The organism is Micromonospora sp. CNZ285 (assembly GCF_004637285.1).
Genome location: NZ_SPQD01000001.1, coordinates 4477745 through 4498492, shown reverse-complemented (window position 1 = coordinate 4498492; position 20748 = coordinate 4477745). Strand labels below are relative to the sequence as shown.

At 74.0% G+C, this 20748-nt stretch carries 21 protein-coding genes; 11 read left to right on the top strand and 10 right to left on the bottom strand.

Going from position 1 to position 20748, the window contains the following annotated elements:
- Nucleotides 1-39 precede the first annotated feature (39 nt).
- The 4 genes from CLT75_RS20350 (at nucleotide 40) to tsaE (ending at nucleotide 4274) form a co-directional block, all read left to right on the top strand.
- Nucleotides 40-1509, top strand: a complete 1470-nt coding sequence (locus tag CLT75_RS20350; RefSeq protein ID WP_135242039.1) for an NAD(P)H-hydrate dehydratase — start codon at nucleotides 40-42, stop codon at nucleotides 1507-1509.
- Between the two features lie 85 nt (nucleotides 1510-1594).
- Complete coding sequence (gene alr / locus CLT75_RS20345; protein ID WP_135242038.1) at nucleotides 1595-2713, top strand: alanine racemase; 1119 nt, start codon at nucleotides 1595-1597, stop codon at nucleotides 2711-2713.
- Nucleotides 2710-3795 carry an alpha/beta fold hydrolase gene (locus tag CLT75_RS20340; RefSeq protein WP_135242037.1) on the top strand — a complete coding sequence of 362 codons (1086 nt, stop codon included), beginning with the start codon at nucleotides 2710-2712 and terminating at the stop codon, nucleotides 3793-3795. The genes alr and CLT75_RS20340 overlap by 4 nt, the downstream gene beginning before the upstream one ends.
- The gene (gene tsaE, locus CLT75_RS20335) at nucleotides 3792-4274 is read left to right on the top strand and encodes a tRNA (adenosine(37)-N6)-threonylcarbamoyltransferase complex ATPase subunit type 1 TsaE (RefSeq protein WP_135242036.1); all 483 of its coding nucleotides are present in this window, start codon (nucleotides 3792-3794) and stop codon (nucleotides 4272-4274) included. The genes CLT75_RS20340 and tsaE overlap by 4 nt, the downstream gene beginning before the upstream one ends.
- Here the strand turns inward: tsaE and CLT75_RS20330 are convergent.
- Nucleotides 4271-5653 carry a lipase family protein gene (locus CLT75_RS20330; RefSeq protein ID WP_209310359.1) on the bottom strand — a complete coding sequence of 461 codons (1383 nt, stop codon included), beginning with the start codon at nucleotides 5651-5653 and terminating at the stop codon, nucleotides 4271-4273. The genes tsaE and CLT75_RS20330 overlap by 4 nt on opposite strands.
- A gap of 181 nt (nucleotides 5654-5834) precedes the next feature.
- Here CLT75_RS20330 and ung point away from each other — a divergent pair, with 181 nt between their 5' ends.
- The gene (ung, locus tag CLT75_RS20325) at nucleotides 5835-6533 is read left to right on the top strand and encodes a uracil-DNA glycosylase (protein ID WP_135242035.1); all 699 of its coding nucleotides are present in this window, start codon (nucleotides 5835-5837) and stop codon (nucleotides 6531-6533) included.
- Here ung and CLT75_RS33385 read toward each other — a convergent pair.
- Nucleotides 6522-6692 carry a hypothetical protein gene (locus CLT75_RS33385; protein ID WP_486485227.1) on the bottom strand — a complete coding sequence of 57 codons (171 nt, stop codon included), beginning with the start codon at nucleotides 6690-6692 and terminating at the stop codon, nucleotides 6522-6524. The genes ung and CLT75_RS33385 overlap by 12 nt on opposite strands.
- Nucleotides 6693-6718: 26 nt before the next feature.
- Nucleotides 6719-7138, bottom strand: coding sequence for a hypothetical protein (locus CLT75_RS20320; protein ID WP_486485226.1), 420 nt, complete (start codon nucleotides 7136-7138; stop codon nucleotides 6719-6721).
- Nucleotides 7139-7214: 76 nt separating this feature from the next.
- Here CLT75_RS20320 and tsaB point away from each other — a divergent pair, with 76 nt between their 5' ends.
- From tsaB to CLT75_RS20290, 6 genes are all read left to right on the top strand, one after another.
- A complete protein-coding gene (tsaB, locus tag CLT75_RS20315; RefSeq protein ID WP_135242034.1) occupies nucleotides 7215-7892 on the top strand; it encodes a tRNA (adenosine(37)-N6)-threonylcarbamoyltransferase complex dimerization subunit type 1 TsaB in 678 nt (225 codons plus the stop codon).
- Nucleotides 7889-8332: a ribosomal protein S18-alanine N-acetyltransferase gene (rimI, locus tag CLT75_RS20310; RefSeq protein ID WP_135242033.1), complete on the top strand. Its 444-nt coding sequence runs from the start codon at nucleotides 7889-7891 to the stop codon at nucleotides 8330-8332. The genes tsaB and rimI overlap by 4 nt, the downstream gene beginning before the upstream one ends.
- 5 nt (nucleotides 8333-8337) lie before the next feature.
- Nucleotides 8338-9384: a tRNA (adenosine(37)-N6)-threonylcarbamoyltransferase complex transferase subunit TsaD gene (gene tsaD / locus CLT75_RS20305; RefSeq protein WP_135242032.1), complete on the top strand. Its 1047-nt coding sequence runs from the start codon at nucleotides 8338-8340 to the stop codon at nucleotides 9382-9384.
- Nucleotides 9385-9401: 17 nt separating this feature from the next.
- Entirely contained in the window at nucleotides 9402-9656 is a 255-nt protein-coding gene (locus CLT75_RS20300; RefSeq protein WP_135242031.1) for a hypothetical protein, read from the top strand.
- Nucleotides 9657-9726: 70 nt separating this feature from the next.
- A complete protein-coding gene (locus tag CLT75_RS20295; RefSeq protein WP_135242030.1) occupies nucleotides 9727-11433 on the top strand; it encodes an ABC transporter ATP-binding protein in 1707 nt (568 codons plus the stop codon).
- On the top strand, nucleotides 11430-13190 hold the full coding sequence (locus CLT75_RS20290; protein WP_135242029.1) for an ABC transporter ATP-binding protein: 1761 nt from the start codon (nucleotides 11430-11432) through the stop codon (nucleotides 13188-13190). Before CLT75_RS20295 ends, CLT75_RS20290 begins: the two co-directional genes overlap by 4 nt.
- Nucleotides 13191-13243: 53 nt before the next feature.
- On the opposite strand, the gene CLT75_RS20285 is transcribed toward CLT75_RS20290, so the two are convergent.
- The 7 genes from CLT75_RS20285 to CLT75_RS20255 form a co-directional block, all read right to left on the bottom strand.
- The gene (locus tag CLT75_RS20285) at nucleotides 13244-13981 is read right to left on the bottom strand and encodes a DUF4142 domain-containing protein (RefSeq protein ID WP_135242028.1); all 738 of its coding nucleotides are present in this window, start codon (nucleotides 13979-13981) and stop codon (nucleotides 13244-13246) included.
- Nucleotides 13982-14079: 98 nt separating this feature from the next.
- A complete protein-coding gene (locus CLT75_RS20280; protein ID WP_135244072.1) occupies nucleotides 14080-15255 on the bottom strand; it encodes an ROK family protein in 1176 nt (391 codons plus the stop codon).
- 31 nt (nucleotides 15256-15286) lie between these two features.
- A complete protein-coding gene (locus tag CLT75_RS20275; RefSeq protein ID WP_120573137.1) occupies nucleotides 15287-16546 on the bottom strand; it encodes a sugar ABC transporter permease in 1260 nt (419 codons plus the stop codon).
- Nucleotides 16543-17355: an ATP-binding cassette domain-containing protein gene (locus tag CLT75_RS20270; protein WP_120573138.1), complete on the bottom strand. Its 813-nt coding sequence runs from the start codon at nucleotides 17353-17355 to the stop codon at nucleotides 16543-16545. Before CLT75_RS20270 ends, CLT75_RS20275 begins: the two co-directional genes overlap by 4 nt.
- A 103-nt stretch (nucleotides 17356-17458) precedes the next feature.
- Nucleotides 17459-18562: a sugar ABC transporter substrate-binding protein gene (locus CLT75_RS20265; RefSeq protein ID WP_135242027.1), complete on the bottom strand. Its 1104-nt coding sequence runs from the start codon at nucleotides 18560-18562 to the stop codon at nucleotides 17459-17461.
- A gap of 204 nt (nucleotides 18563-18766) precedes the next feature.
- Complete coding sequence (gene ybaK, locus CLT75_RS20260) at nucleotides 18767-19246, bottom strand: Cys-tRNA(Pro) deacylase (RefSeq protein ID WP_135242026.1); 480 nt, start codon at nucleotides 19244-19246, stop codon at nucleotides 18767-18769.
- Between the two features lie 56 nt (nucleotides 19247-19302).
- A complete protein-coding gene (locus CLT75_RS20255) occupies nucleotides 19303-20502 on the bottom strand; it encodes a THUMP-like domain-containing protein (RefSeq protein ID WP_135242025.1) in 1200 nt (399 codons plus the stop codon).
- Between the last annotated feature and the right edge of the window lie 246 nt (nucleotides 20503-20748).

The window sequence follows — 20748 nt, the reverse complement described above, 5'->3', positions numbered from 1 at the left end:
GCGGAAGCTGAGCCGGCGCGACGAGCGGGGCGGGGTGGCATGAGACAGGTGTGGCGGGTCGCGGACGTTCGCGCGGCGGAGGCGGGCCTGATGGGCACCCTCCCGCCCGGTGCGCTGATGCAGCGGGCCGCGGCCGGGCTGGCCCGCCGCTGCGCGTTGCTGCTCGCCGACCGGGGCGGCGTCTACGGCGCCCGGGTGCTGGTGCTCGCCGGGTCCGGCGACAACGGCGGCGACGCCCTCTTCGCGGGCGCGCACCTGGCCCGCCGGGGCGCGGCGGTGACAGCGCTGCTCCTCACGCCGGGCCGGGCGCACGCCGAGGGCCTGTCCGCCCTGCGCGCCGCCGGCGGGCGCGTGGCCGACCGGCCGCCCGCGGTGGTCGACCTGGTGCTCGACGGCATCGTGGGCATCGGCGGCACCGGCGGGCTCCGCGAGACGGCCGAGCAGCTGGCCGCGAGCCTGACCGGGCAGCGCGGGCGCGACGGCACGCCCGCCACCGTGGTCGCGGTCGACGTGCCGAGCGGCGTCGCTGTCGACACCGGTCACGTCCCGCTCACCGACGCCGGGCGGCCCCGGGCGGTCCGCGCCGACGTGACCGTGGCCTTCGGCGCGCTCAAGCCCGCACTGGTCGTCGGCCCGGCCGCCGAGCTGGCCGGCGAGGTCGAGCTGGTCGACATCGGGCTGACGCCGTGGCTGCGCGGCACACCGGCGCTCCAGGTGATCGAGCAGTCGGACGTGGCCGACTGGTGGCCGGCGCTGGGCGCGTCGTCGGAGAAGTACACCAGGGGCGTGGTAGGCGTGGCCACCGGTTCGGCCACGTACCCCGGCGCCGCGGTGCTCTCTGTGGCCGGGGCGCTCGCCGGCCCCACCGGCCTGGTCCGCTACGCCGGGAGCGCCAAGGGTGAGGTGCTGCACCAGCACCCGTCGGTGATCGCCACCGGCCGGGTCGCCGATGCGGGCCGGGTGCAGGCGTGGGTCTGCGGCTCCGGGCTCGGCACCGGCGAGGACTCCGCCGCCGAGCTGCGCGCGGTGCTGGCCGCGCCGGTGCCGGTGGTGCTCGACGCGGACGCGCTGACGCTGCTCGTGGACGGCAAGCTGGCCGACCGGCTGCGCGGCCGGGACGCGCCGATCGTGGTGACGCCGCACGACCGGGAGTACGCCCGGCTCTGCGGCGAGATGCCGGGGGAGGACCGGGTCGCCGCCGCGCTGCGGCTGGCCGCCTGGATGAACGCGGTGGTGCTGCTCAAGGGGGACCGCACGGTCGTCGGCACGCCGGACGGCCGCGCGTACGTGAACCCGACCGGCACCCCGGTGCTCGCCACCGGTGGCACCGGCGACGTGCTGGCCGGGCTGCTCGGCTCGCTGCTCGCCGCCGGGCTCGCGCCGGAGCGGGCGGCGGCCGCGGCAGCGTACCTGCACGGGCTGGCCGGCCGGGAGGCGGCGCGCGGCGGTCCGGTGACCGCGCCCGACGTGGCGGCGGCGTTGCGTCCGGTACTGGCCCGGCTGGGCTGATCCGGGCGGCGACGTCCGGGTGGCGACGGGCACCGCCCGCACGGCTCACGGCGCTGATGATCACTGACGGAAGTAGGCTGAGGACATGTGGCAGTCGGAGGTGCGCGTCGACCTGGACGCGATCCGGGAGAACGTGACCCGGCTCAAGGCCGGTACCAGCGCCGAGCTGATGGCGGTGGTCAAGGGCGACGGCTACGGCCACGGCATGGTGCCCGCGGCCCGGGCGGCGCTCGACGCGGGGGCGGACCAGCTCGGCGTCTGCACGCTGGACGAGGCGTTGCGGCTGCGTGAGGCGGGCATCACCGCGCCGGTGCTGGCCTGGCTGCTCGACCCCGGCCTGCCGCTGCACGACGGGATCACCGTCGGCGTCGACCTCGGCTGCGCCAGTCTCACCCAGCTCGACGAGATGATCGAGGCGAGCCGGCGGGCGGACCGCGCGGCCCGGCTGCACCTCAAGATCGATACCGGGCTGGCCCGGGGCGGCGCCACCGTCGCCGACTGGCCGGCGCTGCTGGAGGCCGCCGCGAAGGCCCAGGCCGACGGACTGGTCGAGGTGGTCGGCGTGTGGAGCCACTTCGTGTACGCGGACTCGCCCGGCCACCCGACCACCGATCGTCAGCTCGCCGTGTTCCACGAAGGGCTGGAGATGGTGACGCGCGCCGGGCTGCGTCCGCGCTACCGGCACCTGGCCAACTCGGCCGCCACGCTGACCCGGCCGGACACCCACTTCGACCTGGTCCGGCCCGGCATCGCCGTCTACGGGCTGTCGCCGGTCGCGGGCGAGCAGTTCGGCCTGCGTCCCGCCATGACCGCCCGCGCCCGGGTGATGCTCACCAAGCGCGTCGCGGCCGGCACCGGTGTCTCGTACGGGCACACCTACCTGACCGAGCAGGAGGCCAACCTCGCTGTGGTGCCGCTCGGCTACGCCGACGGGGTGCCCCGGCACGCCTCCAGCACCGGCCCGGTGCACCTCGCCGGCAAGCGCCGGACCATCTCCGGGCGGGTCTGCATGGACCAGTTCGTGGTCGACTGCGGCGACGACGAGGTGGCCGCCGGTGACGTGGTGACGTTGTTCGGCAGCGGCGCGGACGGCGAGCCCACCGCCGACGACTGGGCCGAGGCGGTCGGCACCATCAACTACGAGATCGTGACCCGCTTCGGCGGCGTGCGCGTGCCCCGCGTCTACGACGGCGAGCGCGCATGAGTGTCCGGTTGCCGCGACCGCGTACCGCCGCCGGCAAGGTCGCCGGGCTGGTCGGCGCCGCCGTCGGTGTGGCCGCCGCCGGGCTCGCGGCGGGCGTGGTCAGCGAGCGGGTACTGGTCCGCCGGCTCAAGAACGACCCCACCGACAGGTACGCCGACGAGGTCTTCGGCGAGCAGCGTTACGACGAGGCGTACCGGCTGGAGATGCCGGACGGCACCGACATCCACGTGGAGGTGGTCGAGCCGACCCGCCCGGTCGCCGGGCACCCGACGGTGGTGCTGGTGCACGGGTTCTGCCTGGACATGGGCACGTTCCACTTCCAGCGCAAGCGGCTCGCCGAGCGCGGCGACTACCGGGTGGTCGCGTACGACCAGCCGGGGCACGGCCGTTCCGGCCGGCTGGAGAGCGGCGAGTACGACCTGACCGCGCTGGGCCACACGCTGCGCCGGGTGCTCGACGAGGTGGCCCCGGAGGGCCCGCTGGTGCTGGTCGGGCACTCGATGGGCGGCATGACAATCATGGCGCTGGCCGAGCTGTACCCGGAGATGTTCGGTGACCGGGTGGTCGGCACCGTGCTGATGGCTACGTCGGGCGGCCTGGCGGCGGAGACCAAGCTGGTGGCGCCCGCGCTGCTCGGCCGCGTCGGCTCGCCGGTGCTCTACATGATGAGCAACGCCACCCGGTACGGCGGGACGGTGATCGACCGGGCACGCCGGTCGACAGCGAACGTGGCCTGGCTGCTCACCCGCAAGTACGGCTTCGGCACGTCGAAGCCGAGCCCGGCCCTGGTGTCGTACGTCGAGATGATGAACTCGCGTACCTCGGCCGACACGGTCACCCGCTACCTGCGCACGATCGCCACCCACTCCCGGTTCCCGGCGCTGGCGGCGCTGGCCGGCACGCCGGTGCTGGTGATCGTGGGGGACAAGGACATGATCACGCCGGTGACGCACTCCGAGGAGATCGTCCGGCGGCTGCCGCACGCCGAGTTCGTGAAGATCGACGACAGCGGGCACGTGGTGATGCTGGAGCACGCCGACGAGGTGAACGCGGCGCTGGAGAGGTTCCTGGATTCGCTATGACAGTGGTCGTGGAACTGAAGACCGTCGACGACACCCACGAGTTCGGGCGGCGGCTGGCAGGTGTGCTGCGCGCCGGTGACCTGCTGCTGCTCAGCGGCCCGCTCGGCGCCGGCAAGACCGCTCTGACCCAGGGCATCGGCGCCGGCCTCGGCGTACGCGGGGAGATCACCTCGCCCACCTTCGTCATCGCCCGGGTGCACCGGCCCGACCCGGCGCGGGGCGGCCGGGTGACGCTCGTGCACGCCGACGCGTACCGCCTGGGTGAGGCCGCCGACCCGCGCGCGGAGATCGACGACCTCGACCTGGACGCCTCGGTGGACGAGGCGGTCACCGTGGTGGAGTGGGGTGAGGGGATGGTCGAGCAGCTGGTCGACGCGCACCTGCGGGTACGCATCGACCGCCGCGACGACGACACCCGGGCGGTCACGCTGGAGCCGGTCGGCGGCGACTGGGCCGCCCGGGTCGCCGAACTGTCCTAGGGCTGAAGGGGCATCGTCCAGCAGTTGGAGTAGGCGGTGCGCCCGGCGAGCCGGTCGGTCAGCCAGGCCACCGCGTCGCCCTGATCGGTGATGAGCGGCGCCAGGTGGTTGGTGAGGAGCTTGTCACCGAGGTTGGGCAGGCTGACGGCCTGGTAGGTCACATTGGCGCCTTTGCGGCACCAGTCGACCGCCAGTTGACGGGCCTGCCGGTGCGGGACGATGTCGTCCTGGACGCCGGTCGCCACGCGTACCGGGCCGGCGGGCTTGAGCGTGCCGATGCGCTGCCGGTCGAGGACGGCGGCCGCCTCGGGCGAGGCGGCGATGACAGTGGTGAGGGACCGGCCGCCGGTGATCCACCTGCTGCTCTTGGTGAACGCGTACCGGAGGATCGCGTCACCGACGCACATGGTCGACGTGTCGGCGAGCGCCGCCCGTCCGGCGTCGTTGATGTTCGCCTCGATGACGTCCCGCACCGCCGGGTCGGACTGGGCGAAGCCGTTGAGCGACCAGCCCAGCGCCCCGGCCAGCGCGCTGCCGTCGATGCCGCCGATCACGGCGGTCAGGTCGGCCGGCGGCGCGCCGACGTAGGTGCCGGCGAGCGGCACGTCCGGCGCGTAGGTGGGCTGGAGTTCGGCTGCCGCGGCGCTGGCGCCGCCACCCTGGCTGTAGCCGTACAGGCCGACTCGGGACTGTGCGGTCACCGATGCTCCCGGCACCGCGCGGGCGGCGCGGGCCGCGTCGAGCAGGGCGCGCCCCTCGTCGAGGCGGTTGACGTACGTGTGCAGCCGGTCGGTCGCGCCCAGCCCGACGTAGTCGGTGACGACGACCGCGGCGCCGGTGGCGAGGAGGCGGTAGATCGCCAGGGCCTCGTAGCCGACGGACAGGGTGTCGCCGGTGAGGGTGAGCGGGTGTTGCAGGGCGAACGAGGGCGCGCACTGGTCGCCCTGCCCCATGGTGCCGGAGGCGACGGCGACCAGCGGGCGCGGGCCGGTGCCCCGCCACGCCGCCGACGGTTCGATGTAGGCGCCGGTCACGCCGACGGCCCGGCCGTTGGAGTCGGTGGACCGGTACATCAGGCGGGTGGCGGTGCCGGGCATCGGGCGGCCGTCGAGCCCGGGGATGCTGAGCCCGAGCGGCAGCGGCTCGGTGCGGATCAGCGTGCCGTTGGTGGCGGGCAGGTCGGCGGGCGGGTGGTAGAAGGCGGGGATCGTCACGCCGCGGGAGACCACCGGCGTGGTGCCGTCGGCGGCTGCGGCTGGGCCGGATCCGGCCAGGTAGGTGGCTGCCGCCGCGGCGACGGCCAGCATCCGGAGGCCGAGCGCGCGGCGGGGGGAGACGGCGGCGGAGGGCGTGCGGGGACGGGTGTTTCTCCTGCTCACGGGCACTCCTAGCGAGCATCGATGATGGTGGATGCAAGCTAGCAGTGGCGGTGTGGCGTAAGTAACTTGCCAGTAGGTTACGCTCCGGTAACTTTTCTCGTCCAGTACCCGGCCCCGCCGCCGACCGGGAGTGTCGGTCGCGGCTGGTAAGAAGGTGGCGACCGACGAGGAGAGGTTGCCGATGCCCGACGCCCCCACCCTGGACCTGCCGGCGCTGCTGCCGGAGGCCTGGCGTGCCGTGCTCACCCCCCACCTGGACCCGGCCCGCACCGCGGCGCTGGCCGAGTTCGTCACCCGGGAGTACGCGACCGCCACGGTCTTCCCGCCGCTGGAGGACCTCTTCTCCGCCTACCGGCTGTGCGGGCCGGCCGACACCCGGGTGCTGATCCTCGGGCAGGACCCGTACCACAAGGCGGGCCAGGCGCACGGGCTGAGCTTCAGCGTGCGCGAGGGGGTGGCGGTGCCACCGTCGCTGCGCAACGTCTTCAAGGAGCTGGGCGAGGACCTGGGCGTGCCGAAGCCGCGCAGCGGCAACCTCGACGGCTGGGCCGCGCAGGGTGTCCTGCTGCTCAACTCGGTGCTGACGGTCCGGCAGGCCACCCCCGGTTCGCACGCCAACAAGGGCTGGGAGGAGTTCACCGACGCCACCATCCGGGCGCTCGACGCGCTCGACCAGCGCGTGGTCTTCCTGCTCTGGGGCGGCTACGCGCGCAAGAAGGCGGCGCTCGTGACCAACCCGCAGCACGTCGTGCTGGAGGCCGGGCACCCGAGCCCGATGAACCCGCGCGGCTTCCTCGGCAGCCGCCCGTTCAGCGCGGCCAACAAGGCGCTTGCCGACGCGGGGCTGCCCACCGTCGACTGGGAGCGTTCAGCCGGCTGACCCGCCCGGCGCCTCGCCCGCCCCGGCGAGGCGCCGGCGGTACCGGGAGAGCAGTTCGGCCGTGCGCCGGTCGGTCACCTCCACCTCGACCGGCGGCTCGACCGGGTACGTACGTTCACCGAGGCGGACCTCGACGGGCTCGGGCAGTTCCTCGCACATCCGGGCCCGCAGCTCGCCGTAGCGGGTCAGCCAACGGTGCTCGCCGGCTCCTCGGGCTCCGTGTGGATGCCGCCCCACACCTGCCATCGGGCGTCCCGGCGTTGCGCGTAGATCCGATCGAGGAGCGCGCTGAACTGCGGCGAGTCCCGCCAGCGCACCGCGATCTCGACCGCGTCCACCGGCAGCGGCGCGCCCTGCAACAGTGCCGCCGTGCCGCCCGACAGCACGTACGGCAGGTCGCCCAGGGAATCCATGATCCGGTCCAGCCGGAGGACTTCGATCCGCTCGGCAAGCACCGTCCCGGCCATCTCGTCCAGTGCGGCGTCGAGGTGGCTGTCCAGCGGCTCGACCTCGATCCGCAGTTGCCGGCCGAGCGCGGCGAGCAGGCGTTCCGCGGAGGTCAGGCTCGGCAGCCGGTCGCCGCGTTCGATCCGGGCGCTACGCATCGTGACCAGGCGAGCGGCGAGGGCGGGCCGAGGGCGTGCCGGGCGCGGGCGGAGCGGACGGCTAGGCTGGCTTACCGTGCTCGTACTCGTGGTGGACTCCTCGACGCCCGCGGTGACCGCGGCCCTTGCCGAGGTCTCGGCGGACGGCGTCGCGGTCCGCGCGTCCCGGTGCACCGTCGACGCCCGCGCCCACGGCGAGCTGCTCGCGCCGCAGGTCGACGCCGTGCTGGCGGACGTCGGTGCACGGCCCGCCGACCTGGCCGCGATCGTCGCCGGCCTCGGCCCGGGCCCGTTCACCGGGCTGCGCGTCGGGCTGGTCACCGCCGCCACCATGGGTCAGGTGCTCGGCGTACCCACGTACGGCGTCTGCTCGCTGGACGGGCTCGGCCACCCGGCGGCCGTCGGCGAGCCGGTGCTGGCGGCGAGCGACGCGCGGCGCCGGGAGATCTACTGGGCCGTCTACGACGGCGCCGGCCAGCGCCTGGCCGGCCCGGAGGTGGCGGCCCCGGCGGTGGCCGCGGAGCGGGCGCGCGACCTGGCGGTCACCGTCGCGGTCGGCGACGGCGCGCACCGGTACGCGGACGTGCTGGGGCTGCCGGTACGCGACGAGCCGCGCTACCCGGACCCGCTGGCGCTGGCCCGGCTCGCCGCGCCGCGGATCCGCGCGGGCGCGCCCGGCGAGACGCTGACCCCGCTCTACCTGCGCCGCCCGGATGCGGTCGCGGCCACCGGCCACAAGCCGGTCCTGCCATGAGGCTGGGCCGGTTCCGCTGGTGGCACATCGACGAGGTGCTGCCCATCGAGGCGGACCTGTTCGGCGCCGAGCAGTGGTCGGCGGCGATGTTCTGGAACGAACTCGCCAACGGGCACTTCTACCTGGTCGCCACCGACGACGCCGGCGCCGTGCTGGGCTACGCCGGGCTGGCCGTGTCCCCGCCCGACGAGGCGTGGGTGCAGAACGTCGCGGTCCGCCGGGACGCCCAGCGCCGGGGGATCGGCCGGCTGCTGCTGGAGGCGCTGCTCGCCGAGGCGGCCCGGCGTGGCGCCCGCAGCACGCTGCTGGAGGTCGCCGCGGACAACGCGCCCGCGCAACGGCTCTACGCCACCTACGGGTTCGAGCCGATCGGCGTACGGCGCGGCTACTACCAACCGAGCAACACCGACGCGCTGGTCATGCAGCGCAACGAGGACTGACGCGCATGGCTGACGAACCCCTGATCCTCGGCATCGAGACCTCCTGCGACGAGACCGGCGTGGGCATCGTGCGCGGGCACACGCTGCTCGCCGACGCGCTGGCCTCCAGCGTCGAGGAGCACGCCCGGTTCGGCGGCGTGGTGCCCGAGGTGGCCAGCCGCGCCCACCTGGAGGCCATCGTGCCGACCATGGACCGGGCGCTGCGCGAAGCCGGCGTCACCATCGCCGACATCGACGCCATCGCCGTGACCTCCGGACCGGGCCTGGCCGGCGCGCTGCTCGTCGGGGTCGCCGCCGCCAAGGGGTACGCGGTGGCGGCGGAGAAGCCGGTGTACGGGGTGAACCACCTCGCCGCGCACGTCGCGGTGGACACGCTCGAACACGGCCCGCTGCCCGAGCCCGCGATCGCGCTGCTGGTCTCCGGCGGGCACTCCTCGCTGCTGCGCGTCGACGACCTCGCACGCGACGTGGTCCCGCTCGGCGCCACCATCGACGACGCGGCCGGCGAGGCGTTCGACAAGGTGGCCCGGCTGCTCGGGCTGCCGTTCCCCGGCGGCCCGTACATCGACCGCGAGGCGCGCGCCGGTGACCCGGCGTCGATCGCCTTCCCGCGCGGGCTGACCGCCGCGAAGGACCTGGTCGGCCACCGGTACGACTTCTCCTTCTCCGGCCTGAAGACGGCTGTGGCCCGCTGGGTGGAGGCGCGGCAGCGGGCCGGCGAGCCGGTGCCGGTCGCCGACGTGGCGGCGTCCTTCCAGGAGGCGGTCTGCGACGTGCTGGTCGGCAAGGCGATCGACGCCTGCCGCACCAGCGGCATCGACACGCTTGTCATCGGCGGCGGGGTGGCGGCCAACTCCCGGCTGCGGGCGATGGCCGAGCAGCGGGCCGGCAGGCACGGCATCCGGGTGCGTACGCCCCGGCCGAAGCTCTGCACGGACAACGGCGCGATGGTGGCCGCGCTCGGCTCCCACCTGGTGGCCGCGGGCGTCGCGCCGAGCCGGCTGGACCTGCCGGCCGACTCGGCGATGCCGCTGACAGTGGTCAGCGTGTGAGCGGGGAGGAGACCGACATGATCGTCCGGATGTGGGAGGCCAAGGCCGAGCCGTACGGCTTCGCCGACCTGATCACCTGGGTCTGCGAGACCGCGCTGCCCGAGTTCGAGCACGACCCGATGCACGTCTCCAGCGAGGTGTTCTCCTCCACCGACCACCGGCTCGTGGTCATCTCCAGGTGGCGCAACAACCCCCGGGAACTGCCCGAGCCGCCGGCCCGGCTGATCGCCCGCCCGCCGCACAGCTGGGACTTCACCCAGGTCGACCGCTGACGCGAGGGTCGTCACGACGGCCGGAATTGGTTGGCGCCCGGATCACCCCGGCACCTAGCGTCGGTGGGTCATGCGCTTCTCACCGGCCGGCGATCCCGGCACCCCCGACGCGCGGTCGGCCACCCGATACCTCGTGTGGCTCGCCGGGCGGCACCCCGTCATCTTCGGCGCCGGTCTCGCGCTCGGCGTGATCTGGATGCTGGCCCAGGCACTGGTGCCGGCCGTGCTCGGCCGCGCCGTGGAAGCCGGCCTGGCCCAACGCGACCCGGACGCGCTGTTGCGCTGGAGTCTGGCCCTGCTCGGGCTGGGTCTGGTGCAGGCCGTCGCCGGGATCCTGCGCCACCGCTGCGCGGTGCACAACTGGCTCGGCGCGGCCTACCGCACCGTGCAGGTCACGGTGGACGCCACGAACCGCCTCGGCGCCGCACTGCCCCGGCGGGTCGCGGCGGGCGAGGTGGTGAGCATCGGCACCGCCGACATCGAGCACATCGGCAGCGCCATCGACATCACCGCCCGGGGCGCCGGCTCGGTGGTCGGCATCGTCACCGTCGCGGTGATCCTGCTCAACGCCTCCCAGCCGCTCGGCCTCGTGGTGGTGCTCGGGGTGCCGCTGCTGATGGCGCTCGTGGCGTTGCTGATCCGCCCGCTGCACCGCCAGCAGGCCGCGTACCGGGACTCGACCGGCCGGCTCACCGCCCGGGCCGCGGACATCGTCTCCGGCCTGCGCGTGCTGCGCGGCGTCGGCGGCGAACCGGTGCTGTCCGAGCGCTACCGGCAACGGTCGCAGGCGCTGCGCGCGGACGGGCTGCGGGTGGCCCGGGTCGAGTCGCTCCTGCAGGCCGCGCAGATCCTGCTGCCCGGCGTCTTCGTGGTGCTGGTGACCTGGCTGGGTGCCCGGTTCGCGCTGCGTGGCGAGATCAGCGCCGGCGAGCTGGTCTCGTTCTACGGCTACACCGCGTTCCTGGTCAGCCCGCTGCGCAACCTCACCGAGGCGGCCGACAAGCTGACCCGGGGGCACGTCGCGGCCCGCCGGGTGGTCCGGTTGCTGCGGCTCGCGCCGGAGTTCACCGACCCGGCCACGCCGGTGCCGGTGCCGGCCGGGCCGGGCGAACTGGCGGACGTACGGTCCGGACTGGTGCTGCGACCGGGCCGGCTCACCGCGCTGGCCGCCGCCACCCCGCAGGACGCCACCGAGATCGCCGACCGGCTCGGGCGGTACGCCGACGGGGACGTCACGCTGCACGGCGTACCGCTGCGGGACGTGGCGCTGGCGACGGTGCGGGAGCGGATCCTGGTGGCCGACAACGACGCGCAGCTGTTCAGCGGCGTGCTGCGCACGGAGCTGGACCCGCACGACCGGGCCGAGCCCGGCGCGGTGGCGGCGGCGCTGGCCGCGGCGAGTGCCACCGACATCGTCGAGGCGCTGCCCGGCGGCCTGGACGGCGAGGTCGCCGAACGCGGCCGGGAGTTCTCCGGCGGGCAGCGGCAGCGGCTGCGGCTGGCCCGCGCGCTCGTCGCCGACCCGGAGACGCTGATCCTGGTCGAGCCGACCAGCGCGGTGGACGCGCACACCGAGGCGCGCATCGCCGAACGGCTCGGCCCGGCCCGCCACGGCCGCACCACGCTCGTCTGCACCACCAGCCCGCTGGTGCTCGGTCACGCCGACCACGTGGTCTTCGTCGAGGACGGCAAGGTCGTCGCCGAGGGCCGGCACGAGGAACTGCTCGCCGCCGAGCCGCGCTACGCCGCCACGGTGAGCCGGGAGGAGGACCGATGAGCAACGCGCTGCCCGTCGCCGACGTCGCCCAGGTCCGCCGGTACGTGCGCGAGCTGATCCGCCGTCACCCGCGCGGCCTGGCCGCCGCGCTCGGCCTGCACGCGCTCGCCGCCGGCGCCGGGCTCGTCGCCCCGCGCCTGCTCGGTGACCTGGTCGAAGGGATCTCCCAGGGCATCGCCGCGACGACAGTGGACCGGGTCGTGGCGGCCATCGCCGCGTTCGTGGTGGTGCAGGCGGTGCTGGTCCGCTTCGCGCACCTGGCCTCGGCTCGGCTCGGTGAGCGGGTGCTCGCCGAGCTGCGGGAGGAGTTCGTCGACCGGGTGCTCGCGCTGCCGCTCGCCACAGTGGAGCGGGCCGGCACCGGTGACCTGCTCACCCGCACGTCGCGGGACGTCGCCGCGCTGTCCCGTACGGTCCGGTTCGCCGGTCCGGAGACGCTCATCGCCGCGCTGACCGTGCTGCTGATCCTCGGCGCGCTGGTGCTGACCGGCCCGCTGCTGGCGCTGCCCAGCCTGCTGGCGGTGCCGGTGCTGTGGGCCGGCACCCGCTGGTACCTGCGCCGCGCCCCGCAGGGCTACCTGCGGGAGAACGCCGCCTACTCGGACATCACCGACGGGATCAGCGAGACGGTCGAGGGGGCGCGGACCACCGAGGCGCTGCGGCAGGCGGCCCGCCGCCGGGCCCGCGGCGACGCGGACATCAGCCGGTCGTACGCGGCCGAGCGCTACACGCTCTACCTGCGGACCGTGTTCTGGCCGGTGGCCGAGTTCGGCTACCTGGTGCCGATGGTGGCGACCCTGCTCATCGGTGGCTGGTTCCACCTGAAGGGCTGGGCCAGCCTCGGCCAGGTCACCGCCGCCACGCTCTACGCCCAGCAGCTCACCGACCCGATCGAGCGGCTGCTCGGCTGGCTGGACGAGTTCCAGGTCGGCGGCGCCTCGCTGGCCCGGCTGCTCGGGGTGGCCGCCGAGCCGGACGAGCGCGCCAAGGCATTCGCCACGCCGGACGAGCGCGCCGCCGCCCCGGGCGGCGAGGGCCGGCTCGCCGCGCACGACGTCCGGTACGCGTACCGCCCGGGACACGACGTGCTGCACGGCGTGACGCTGGAACCCCGGCCGGGGGAACGGCTCGCGATGGTCGGCCCGTCCGGGGCGGGCAAGTCGACGCTGGGGCGGCTGCTGGCCGGCGTGCACGCGCCGCGCGCCGGCACTGTGACAGTGGACGGCCGGCCGCTCGCCGGAATGCCCCTGGCCGAGCTGCGTACCCACGTCGCGCTCGTCAGTCAGGAGCACCACGTGTTCATCGGCACGCTCGCCGACAACGTGGCGATGGTCCGGCCGGACGCCGACCCGGAGCGGGTACGCGCGGCGCTGGCCGCCGTCGACGCGCTGGACTGGGCGCTGGCCCTGCCGGACGGGCTCGACACGCCGGTCGGCGCGGGCGGCCACCCGCTCACACCGGCGCAGGCGCAGCAGCTCGCGCTGGCCCGGCTGGTGCTCGCCGACCCGCACACGCTGGTGCTGGACGAGGCCACCTCGCTGATCGACCCGCGGGCGGCCCGGGCCCTGGAACGGTCGCTGGCGGCGGTGCTACAGGGCCGTACCGTCATCGCCATCGCGCACCGGCTCTTCTCCGCGCACGACGCGGACCGTGTGGCGGTGGTCGCCGACGGCCGGATCACCGAGCTGGGATCACACGGCGAGCTGGTCGCGGCCGGTGGCTCGTACGCCGCGCTGTGGCGTTCCTGGCACGGCTGAGGACGCGCGACGGGCCCCGGCGGAAGCGCCGGGGCCCGCTCGACGGCCGGGGGTCACGTGCGGCGGGTCAGCCGCCAGGTCGCGTACCCGCCGGTGCCGAGCGCGATCAGGAACACCGCCCACACCACACCGGTGCCCACCTGGAGTCCACCGCCGCTGCCCACGTTGGCCTGGGCGGCGGCGACGAGCGAATCGCTCTGCGCGGGCGGCAGCGCGGCCGGCGGCAACTGCTGCCAGCGCACCAGCCCGGTGCTCTCCAGCATGGTCATGTGGTCGTTGACGAACGTGTTGGCGTCCTCGGCCAGCTTGCGCACGATCGGGTCGCGGGTGCTGGCCCGGACCGCGCCGATCACCGGGAAGATCTTGCCGTGGGCGACCCGCAGCCGGGTGACGAAGATCTGGTCGAACCGGGCGCCGGTGGCGTTCCGCATCTCGGTCAGCCACCCCTGCTGCTCGGCCGTCGGATCCGTCGGCAGGGTGGCGCCCAGCTTGTTCGCCGCCTCGACCACCAACTGGTCCAGCTCCGCGTGCTGCTTGGCGATCTCCGCGCCGACCTCGCGTACCCGGGCGGACTGGCCCTTCTCGGCCGCCATCTGCCCGGCCGGCATCTCCCACAGCCCGGCCAGCCGTACGCCGTTGAGCAGCGTCATGTCGGCGGCGTTCATCTGCACGCCGGGGTTGGGTGCGGCCTGCGCCGTCCCGGGAACGACGCCGATCCCCGCGCCCAGCGCGGCGAGCAGCAGTACCACCCGGTGCGCCAGCTTGCGGCGTGCGGATTCCAGCGATGCCATGGTTGCGGTGCCTCCTCGGTCCGGACCGGTACGCGGGGTCGTGGACGGCCGCGCAAGCCGGCCGCCCGTCCGCACACTGGTACGGATCGGCGGGCCGATCAGTTCAGCGGGTCGGCGAGGAGTCGTTCGAACGCCAGCTCCGCGGCGCCGATCAGCGCCGCGTCGTCACCGAGCTTCGGGGTACGCAGCCGCACGTGCTCCAGGCACGCGGGCAGCCCGTTGGAGTTGAGCCGGCTGCGTACCTGCGCCGCGGAGGCCAGGTAGAGGTCACGCATGGTGCCGCCGAAGATGACCATCTCCGGGTTGAAGATGTTCACCAGGTTCGCGACGCCGAAGCCGAGCCAGTCGCCGGCCTGCCGTACCGCGGTCTGGGCGCGGGCGTCACCGCGGTCGGCGGCGTCGAAGACGGCGAGCAGCGCGTCCCGGCCACGCGCCTCGGACCGGCCGGCGGCACGCAGCAGCCCGTGCTCGCCGATCTCGGTCTCCCAGCAGCCGCGCCGGCCGCAGTCGCAGCGCACCCCGTCGCGGACCACCACCATGTGGCCGACCTCGCCGCCGTAGCCGCCGTGCCCTCTCAGCCGCCGGCCCCCGGCGATGATGCCCGCGCCCACGCCGACGTCGCCGTAGAGGTAGATGACGTTGTCGCAGCCGACCGCCGCACCCCGGGCGTGCTCGGCGTACGCGGCCACGTCGGCCACGTTGCCCACCGTGATCGGTACGTCTATCCCCAGCTCGACGGCGAGCGCGGCGCCGATCGGCTCGTCCACCCAGCCGGTGGTCGGGCTGAGCCGGACCAGACCGTCCTCCCGGCGGACCATGCCGCAGACCGCCAGCCCGGCGCCCACGCAGACCGCGTCCGCCGGCACCGACTGGTGCATCTCCTTGACCGCGCCCGCGAGCAGCGGGGCGGCCTCCCCGGCGACCAGGTTGCGCGGCCGGTCCATCTCCCGGCGGTCGAGCACCTCACCGCCGAGCCCGACCCGCGCGGCCCGCAGCCGGTCCACCTCGACGCTGTACGCGTACGCGTAGACCCGTTCCGACTCGGGCCGGACGACGAGTGACGGTCGTCCGGCCCGGCCGGTCTCCTTCGGTGTCCTCTCGCTGACCAGACCGGCGCCGGCCAGGTCCGCGGTCAGCGCGCCGATGGTGCTGCGGTTGAGGCCGAGCGCTGTGGTCAGCTCGGCCCGGGTGGTGGCCCCGTGAACGTGTACGTAGCGGAGCAATGCGCCCAGGTTCTGCCGACGGATCTCGTCCTGACTGGGGCCCGCGCGCATTGCCACTGCCATGGTGTTTCCGTACCCCTGATCAGCGGTTGCCGGTGGCGGCGGCCCGCCGACGCGACAGCGCGTCGATCGTCGCCGCGGCGAGCAGCACCACGCCGGTGACCACGTACTTCACGCCCGAGCTGTATCCCATCAGTCCCATACCGTTGTCGATGACCGCGACCACCGCGCCACCGAGCACGGCGTCGAGGATCCGGCCCTTGCCGCCGAAGAGGCTGGTGCCGCCGATCACCGCCGCGCCGACGGCGTAGAGCAGTACGTTACTGCCCCCGGTGTTGGGGTCGACGGAGTTGCCCCTGCTGGCGGCCACGATGCCGCCGATGGCGGCCATCGAGGAGCAGATGACGAAGACGGAGATGCGGATGCGGTCGACGTTGATGCCGGCCCGGCGGGCCGCCTCGGCGTTGCCGCCGACCGCGTAGATGTGCCGCCCGTAGCTGGTGCGCTGGAGCACGAACGTCCAGACGATCAGCAGCACCGCGATGATCGGCACCACGATCGGCACGCCCTTGAGCGAGGTGATCAGCACGTTGCGGCTGCGCTCCAGGTTGAGCACGTAGACAGCGACGCCGAGGATCACCGCGAGGCCGGCGATCCGGGCGGCGACCACCGCGATCGGGTCGGTGAGCAGGCCGCGGGCGGCCCGGTTGCGGTACCGCAGCAACTGCACGGCCGCGTACCCGGCGACTGCCACCGCGGCCAGCGCCCAGCCCAGCGCGGGGGTGAGGTTGCGGTTGGCGATCGCGACGAGCACGTCGTCGCGGATCGCGATGTTGGCGCCCTCGTCCATCAGCGTCAACACGACGCCCTGGAAGGCCAGGAACCCGGCGAGCGTGACCACGAAGGACGGGATGCCGACCTTGGCGACCAGCAGGCCCAGCACGGTGCCGATGACCACGCCGGTGACGACGGCGGCGAGCACCGCCACGTACCAGGGGTAGCCGAGCACGGTGACCACATTGGCCAGGATCGCGGCGCAGACGCCGCTGGCGAAGCCGGCGGAGAGGTCGATCTCGCCGAGCAGCAGGACGAAGACCAGGCCCATGGCGATGAGCGTGACGGCCGCGCCCTGGGTGAACAGGTTCGCCAGGTTGCCGGCGGTGAAGAACGACGGGCGGGCGATCGAGAAGCCCACCGCCAGCGCCACGAGCATGACCACAGCGGGCAGCGCGCCGATGTCGCCGCCGCGTACCCGGCGCCAGTAGTTGTTCACGTGGCTGCTCATGGTCGGTGTCGGTGTGACACCGGCCGGGCCTTCCTTCTTCACGACGATGGCGGTCATCGGACGGCTCCTGGAGTGGTGTCGGCGGGCGCGGCGCCGTTGCCGCCCGGCTCGCCGGTGAGGCCGAGGCTGCCGGAGCGGCCGGCGGTGATCAGCTCGACCACCTGCGAGTGGGTGATGTCGGTGGTCTTCACCTGAGCGACCATCTGGCCGAGGTAGAGCGCGGCGATCCGGTCGGAGACGGCGAAGACGTCATTCATGTTGTGCGAGATGAGCACCACGGCCAGGCCGTTGTCGGCCAGCCGGCGCACCAGCTCCAGCACCTGGGCGGTCTGCGCGACGCCGAGCGCGGCGGTCGGCTCGTCCAGGATGACGAGCCTGCTGTTCCAGAGCACGGCCTTGGCGATGGCGACGGTCTGCCGCTGGCCGCCGGAGAGGCTGGCCACGTGCTGGCGCAGCGACTTCACGGTGCGCACGCTCAGGCCGGCGAGCGTCTCGGCGGCCATCTGCTCCATGGTCGGCTCGTCGAGCACGATGCCGCTGCGCTTCTCCCGGCCGAGGAACATGTTCTGCACGATGTCGAGGTTGTCGCAGAGCGCGAGGTCCTGGTAGACGACCTCGATTCCGAGCGCGGCGGCGTCGCGGGGGCTGTTGATGGTCACCGGCCGGCCGTCGAAGAGGAACTCGCCGGCGTCGGTGGGGTGGATGCCGCTGATGCACTTGACCAGGGTCGACTTGCCGGCGCCGTTGTCGCCGACGAGCGCGGTCACCTCGCCGGGGTGCGCGGCGAAGGCGACGTCGCGGAGCACCTGGACGGGACCGAAGCTCTTGTCGATCCCGCGTAGCTCCAGCAGGGGGGTTGCGGACACGGGGTTCTCCTTTGGGCGGAGGGAGGTCTCGGATCCCGTCCGGCGCGGGCGCCGCCCGGCACGGGTCTCCCCGTGCCGGGCGGCGCCGCCTGAGGCGGGTGGGTCAGCTCACGCCGGCGTCGGTGCAGAGCTTCGCGAAGGCACCGGTGCAGAGCTCTTCCTTGGTGACGTAGCCGTCGGCCACCACGTCCTTGACGTTGTCCTTGTAGATGGCCTTGGGCTCCAGCAGCACGGCCGGCACGTCCCGGTTGCCCTCCGGGTCCTTGACCGTCTGGCCGGTGTCCTTCTTCTCGCCCTTGGCGAGCGCGATGGCCAGCTCGGCGGCGGCGTCCGCCTCCTTCTTGACCGCCTTGTAGACGGTCATGCACTGGTCACCGGCGAGGATGTTCTGCAGGCCCTCCTTGGTGGCGTCCTGACCGGTCACCGGGACCTTGCCGTTGAGCTTGTTCTTCTTCAGCACCGAGATGGCCGCGTTGCCGAGACCGTCGTTGGCGGCGAGCACGCCGTCGATCTTGCCGCCGGCCTTGGTCATCTGCTGCTCGAAGATCGTGGCGGCCTGCGCGTTGTCCCAGGCCGGCACCGGGTCGTCGGCGACCTTGGTGTATTCCTTCGAGTCGAACTTCGGCTTGAGCACCGAGTCGTACCCGTTCTTGAACAGGGTGGCGTTGTTGTCGGTCGGCGAGCCGTTGAGGTACGAGATCGACGGGTTCTTGACGCCCTTGTCGGTCAGGCACTTGCTCAGGCCCTCGCCCTGGAGCTTGCCGACCGCCTCGTTGTCGAAGCTGACGTAGTACTGGGCGGAGCCGCCCAGGGTCAGCCGGTCGTAGTCGATGGTCGCGACGCCCTGCGACTTGGCCTTGTCGAGCACGGCCTTGCCGGTGCCGGAGTCCAGGTTGACGATCATCAGGACGTTGACGCCGCTGGTGATCATCTGGTCGGCGATGGTCTGGAACGCGGTCTTGTCGTTCTGCGCGTTCTGGATGTCGGACTCGACGCCGGCCGCGTCGAACGCCGCCTTGAGGTACTTGCGGTCCGCGCCCTCCCAGCGGGCGGAGGACTTGCTGTCCGGCAGGATCACGCCGATCTTCGGCTTCTTGGCGTTGGAGCCGCCGGCCTCGTCGGAAGAACCGCCGTTGTCACCGCATGCGGCCATGCTGCCGGTCGCGAGAAGACCGACGGCCGCGAAGGTGAGGAAGCCCTTGCGCATGTGCAGGGTCCTTTCGGAGGTGGGGGAGTGGTGATGTTTTGTTGTGTCCGGCAACGTATTCCCCGCTTCCCATGCGCCGCAAGACTGCCGAGGTCAGAAGTTTGTTGGCGGCGGTAACAATTCAGCAACGCGGTTGTCACCCGCAAGACACCACCGGGAGAGCGCGTTCCGGGAACGCTCCCACACGCACCGTCACGAGCCCGCTCAGGCAGCGGCGATCGATGCCGTCGTCGCCCCGGTGAGCGCCACCAGATCGGTCGGCGCGAGCTGCACCTGCAACCCCCGGCGGCCCGCCGAGACGTACACCGTCGGGTGCCCCAGCGCGGAGGCGTCGATGACGGTCGGTAGCCGCTTGCGCTGCCCCAACGGGCTGATGCCGCCGCGGACGTATCCGGTCGCCCGCTCGGCCGTCGTGCGGTCCGCCATCGTCGCCCGCTTGCCGCCGGCCGCGGCGGCGAGCGCCTTCAGGTCCAGCTCGCCGGTCACCGGCACCACCGCCACCGTCAGCCCGCCGTCGACCTCGGTGACGAGCGACTTGAACACGCGCTCCGGCGCCACCCCGAGCGCGGTCGCCACGAGCGCGCCGTAGTTCGGCGCGTCCGGCGACACGTCGTAGGTGTGGGTGCTGTGGGCGATCTTCCGCTTGCTCAGCAACGCGATCGCCGGAGTGCCGGGGCCCGCCATGGGCGTCAAGCTAGCCCGGCTGTCGGCCGACCGCGAGCCGAAACGGCGCGCCGGGGTCAGCCGCCGGCCGGAACCGGCCGGCAGACGAGCACCGTGGGGTCGCCGGCCACCCGGGTCAGCGCCAGACCGGCCGCCTCGTCGCCGGACAGTCGCAGGTCGCGGCGCAGCTTCTCCGGCTCCAGCGCCGACCCGCGCTTACGGATCTCGACCCGGCCGACCCGCCGCTCCCGGAGCAGGGCGCGCAGCCGCTTGAGCGAGAACGGAAGCACGTCGGTGATCTCCAGGCAGCGGGCGAACGGGGTGGGCCGGGCCTCGTCGCCGTACAGGTAGGCGATCGACGGGTCGGCGAGCGTGGCGTCGAGGTCGGCGGCCAGCTCGGCGACCAGGTGCGCGCGCACCACCGCCGGATCCGGGTCGTAGAGGAACCGCCGGACCGGTCCCACCGGCGCCTCCTGCGCGCCCGTGCCGGTGAGGAGCGACACCGCGTCGTCGCGCTCGCGCAGCACCGTGGCGCGGCGCGGGACCTCGGCCAGCTCGCCGCACCACAGCGCCGCCTCGACCAGGTCGCCGTCCACGCTCACCCACTCCGCCTCGGCGCCGCCCGGGATGAGCGCGTGGTCCAGCCCGGGCGCCACCTTCACCACCGTGCGCGGCACCCGCGCGGCCAGGCCGGTGACGAAGTCCCACGGCGGCGAGTAGGCGTTCGGGTCGAAGACGCGCCGCCCGGTGCCCGCCCGCCGCCGGGCCGGATCGCAGAACACCGCGTCCACCCCGGTCACGTCGAACGCCGTGGCGTCACCACAGGAGACCGTCACCAGATCGGCGAGCCCGGCCGCCTCGGCGTTCGCGGCGGCCATCGTGGCGGTCACCGGGTCGGCCTCCACCGCGTACACCCGGATGCCGGCGCGGGCCGCGGCGAGCGCGTCGGCCCCCAGGCCGCACCCCAGGTCGGCCAGCGTGGTCACGCCCGCGGCGCGCAGCCGTGCCGCGCGCCGGTCGGCGACCACGCGGCGGGTGGCCTGCTCCAGCCCCGCCCGGGTGAGGAACATCCCGGCCGCCGCCGCGCCGAACTTGCCTGCCGCCCGGCGGCGCAGCTCCGCCTGGGTGAGCGCCGCCGCCGCGAGCCCGCCGGGAAGGCCGGCCGAGCGCAGCGCGGCCGCCGCCGCCAGCGGGTCGCCGCCGGCCACCCGCTCGGCCGCGGCGAGCGCCGCCGACCCCTCGGGGGTACGCAGCGCGGCGAGCTGGTCGAGATCCACGCGCTCATTCTCCCGGCCCGGTTCCGGCGCGACACGGAGGGCGACGCGTTGGCACTCTCCTTGACGGAGTGCTAGCCGAGGAATAACCTGCGATTAGCACTCTCACCCTGAGGGTGCCAACGCCCGAGCCTCGTGCCCGGGGGTTGAGCGCCAGGCGGACCGGCACCCGCGACGACGGCCCCGCCCGGTGGCATGTGGCAGATTGACGCTGGTCGGCGTGCCGGCCGGCAACGACACCAAGTACCC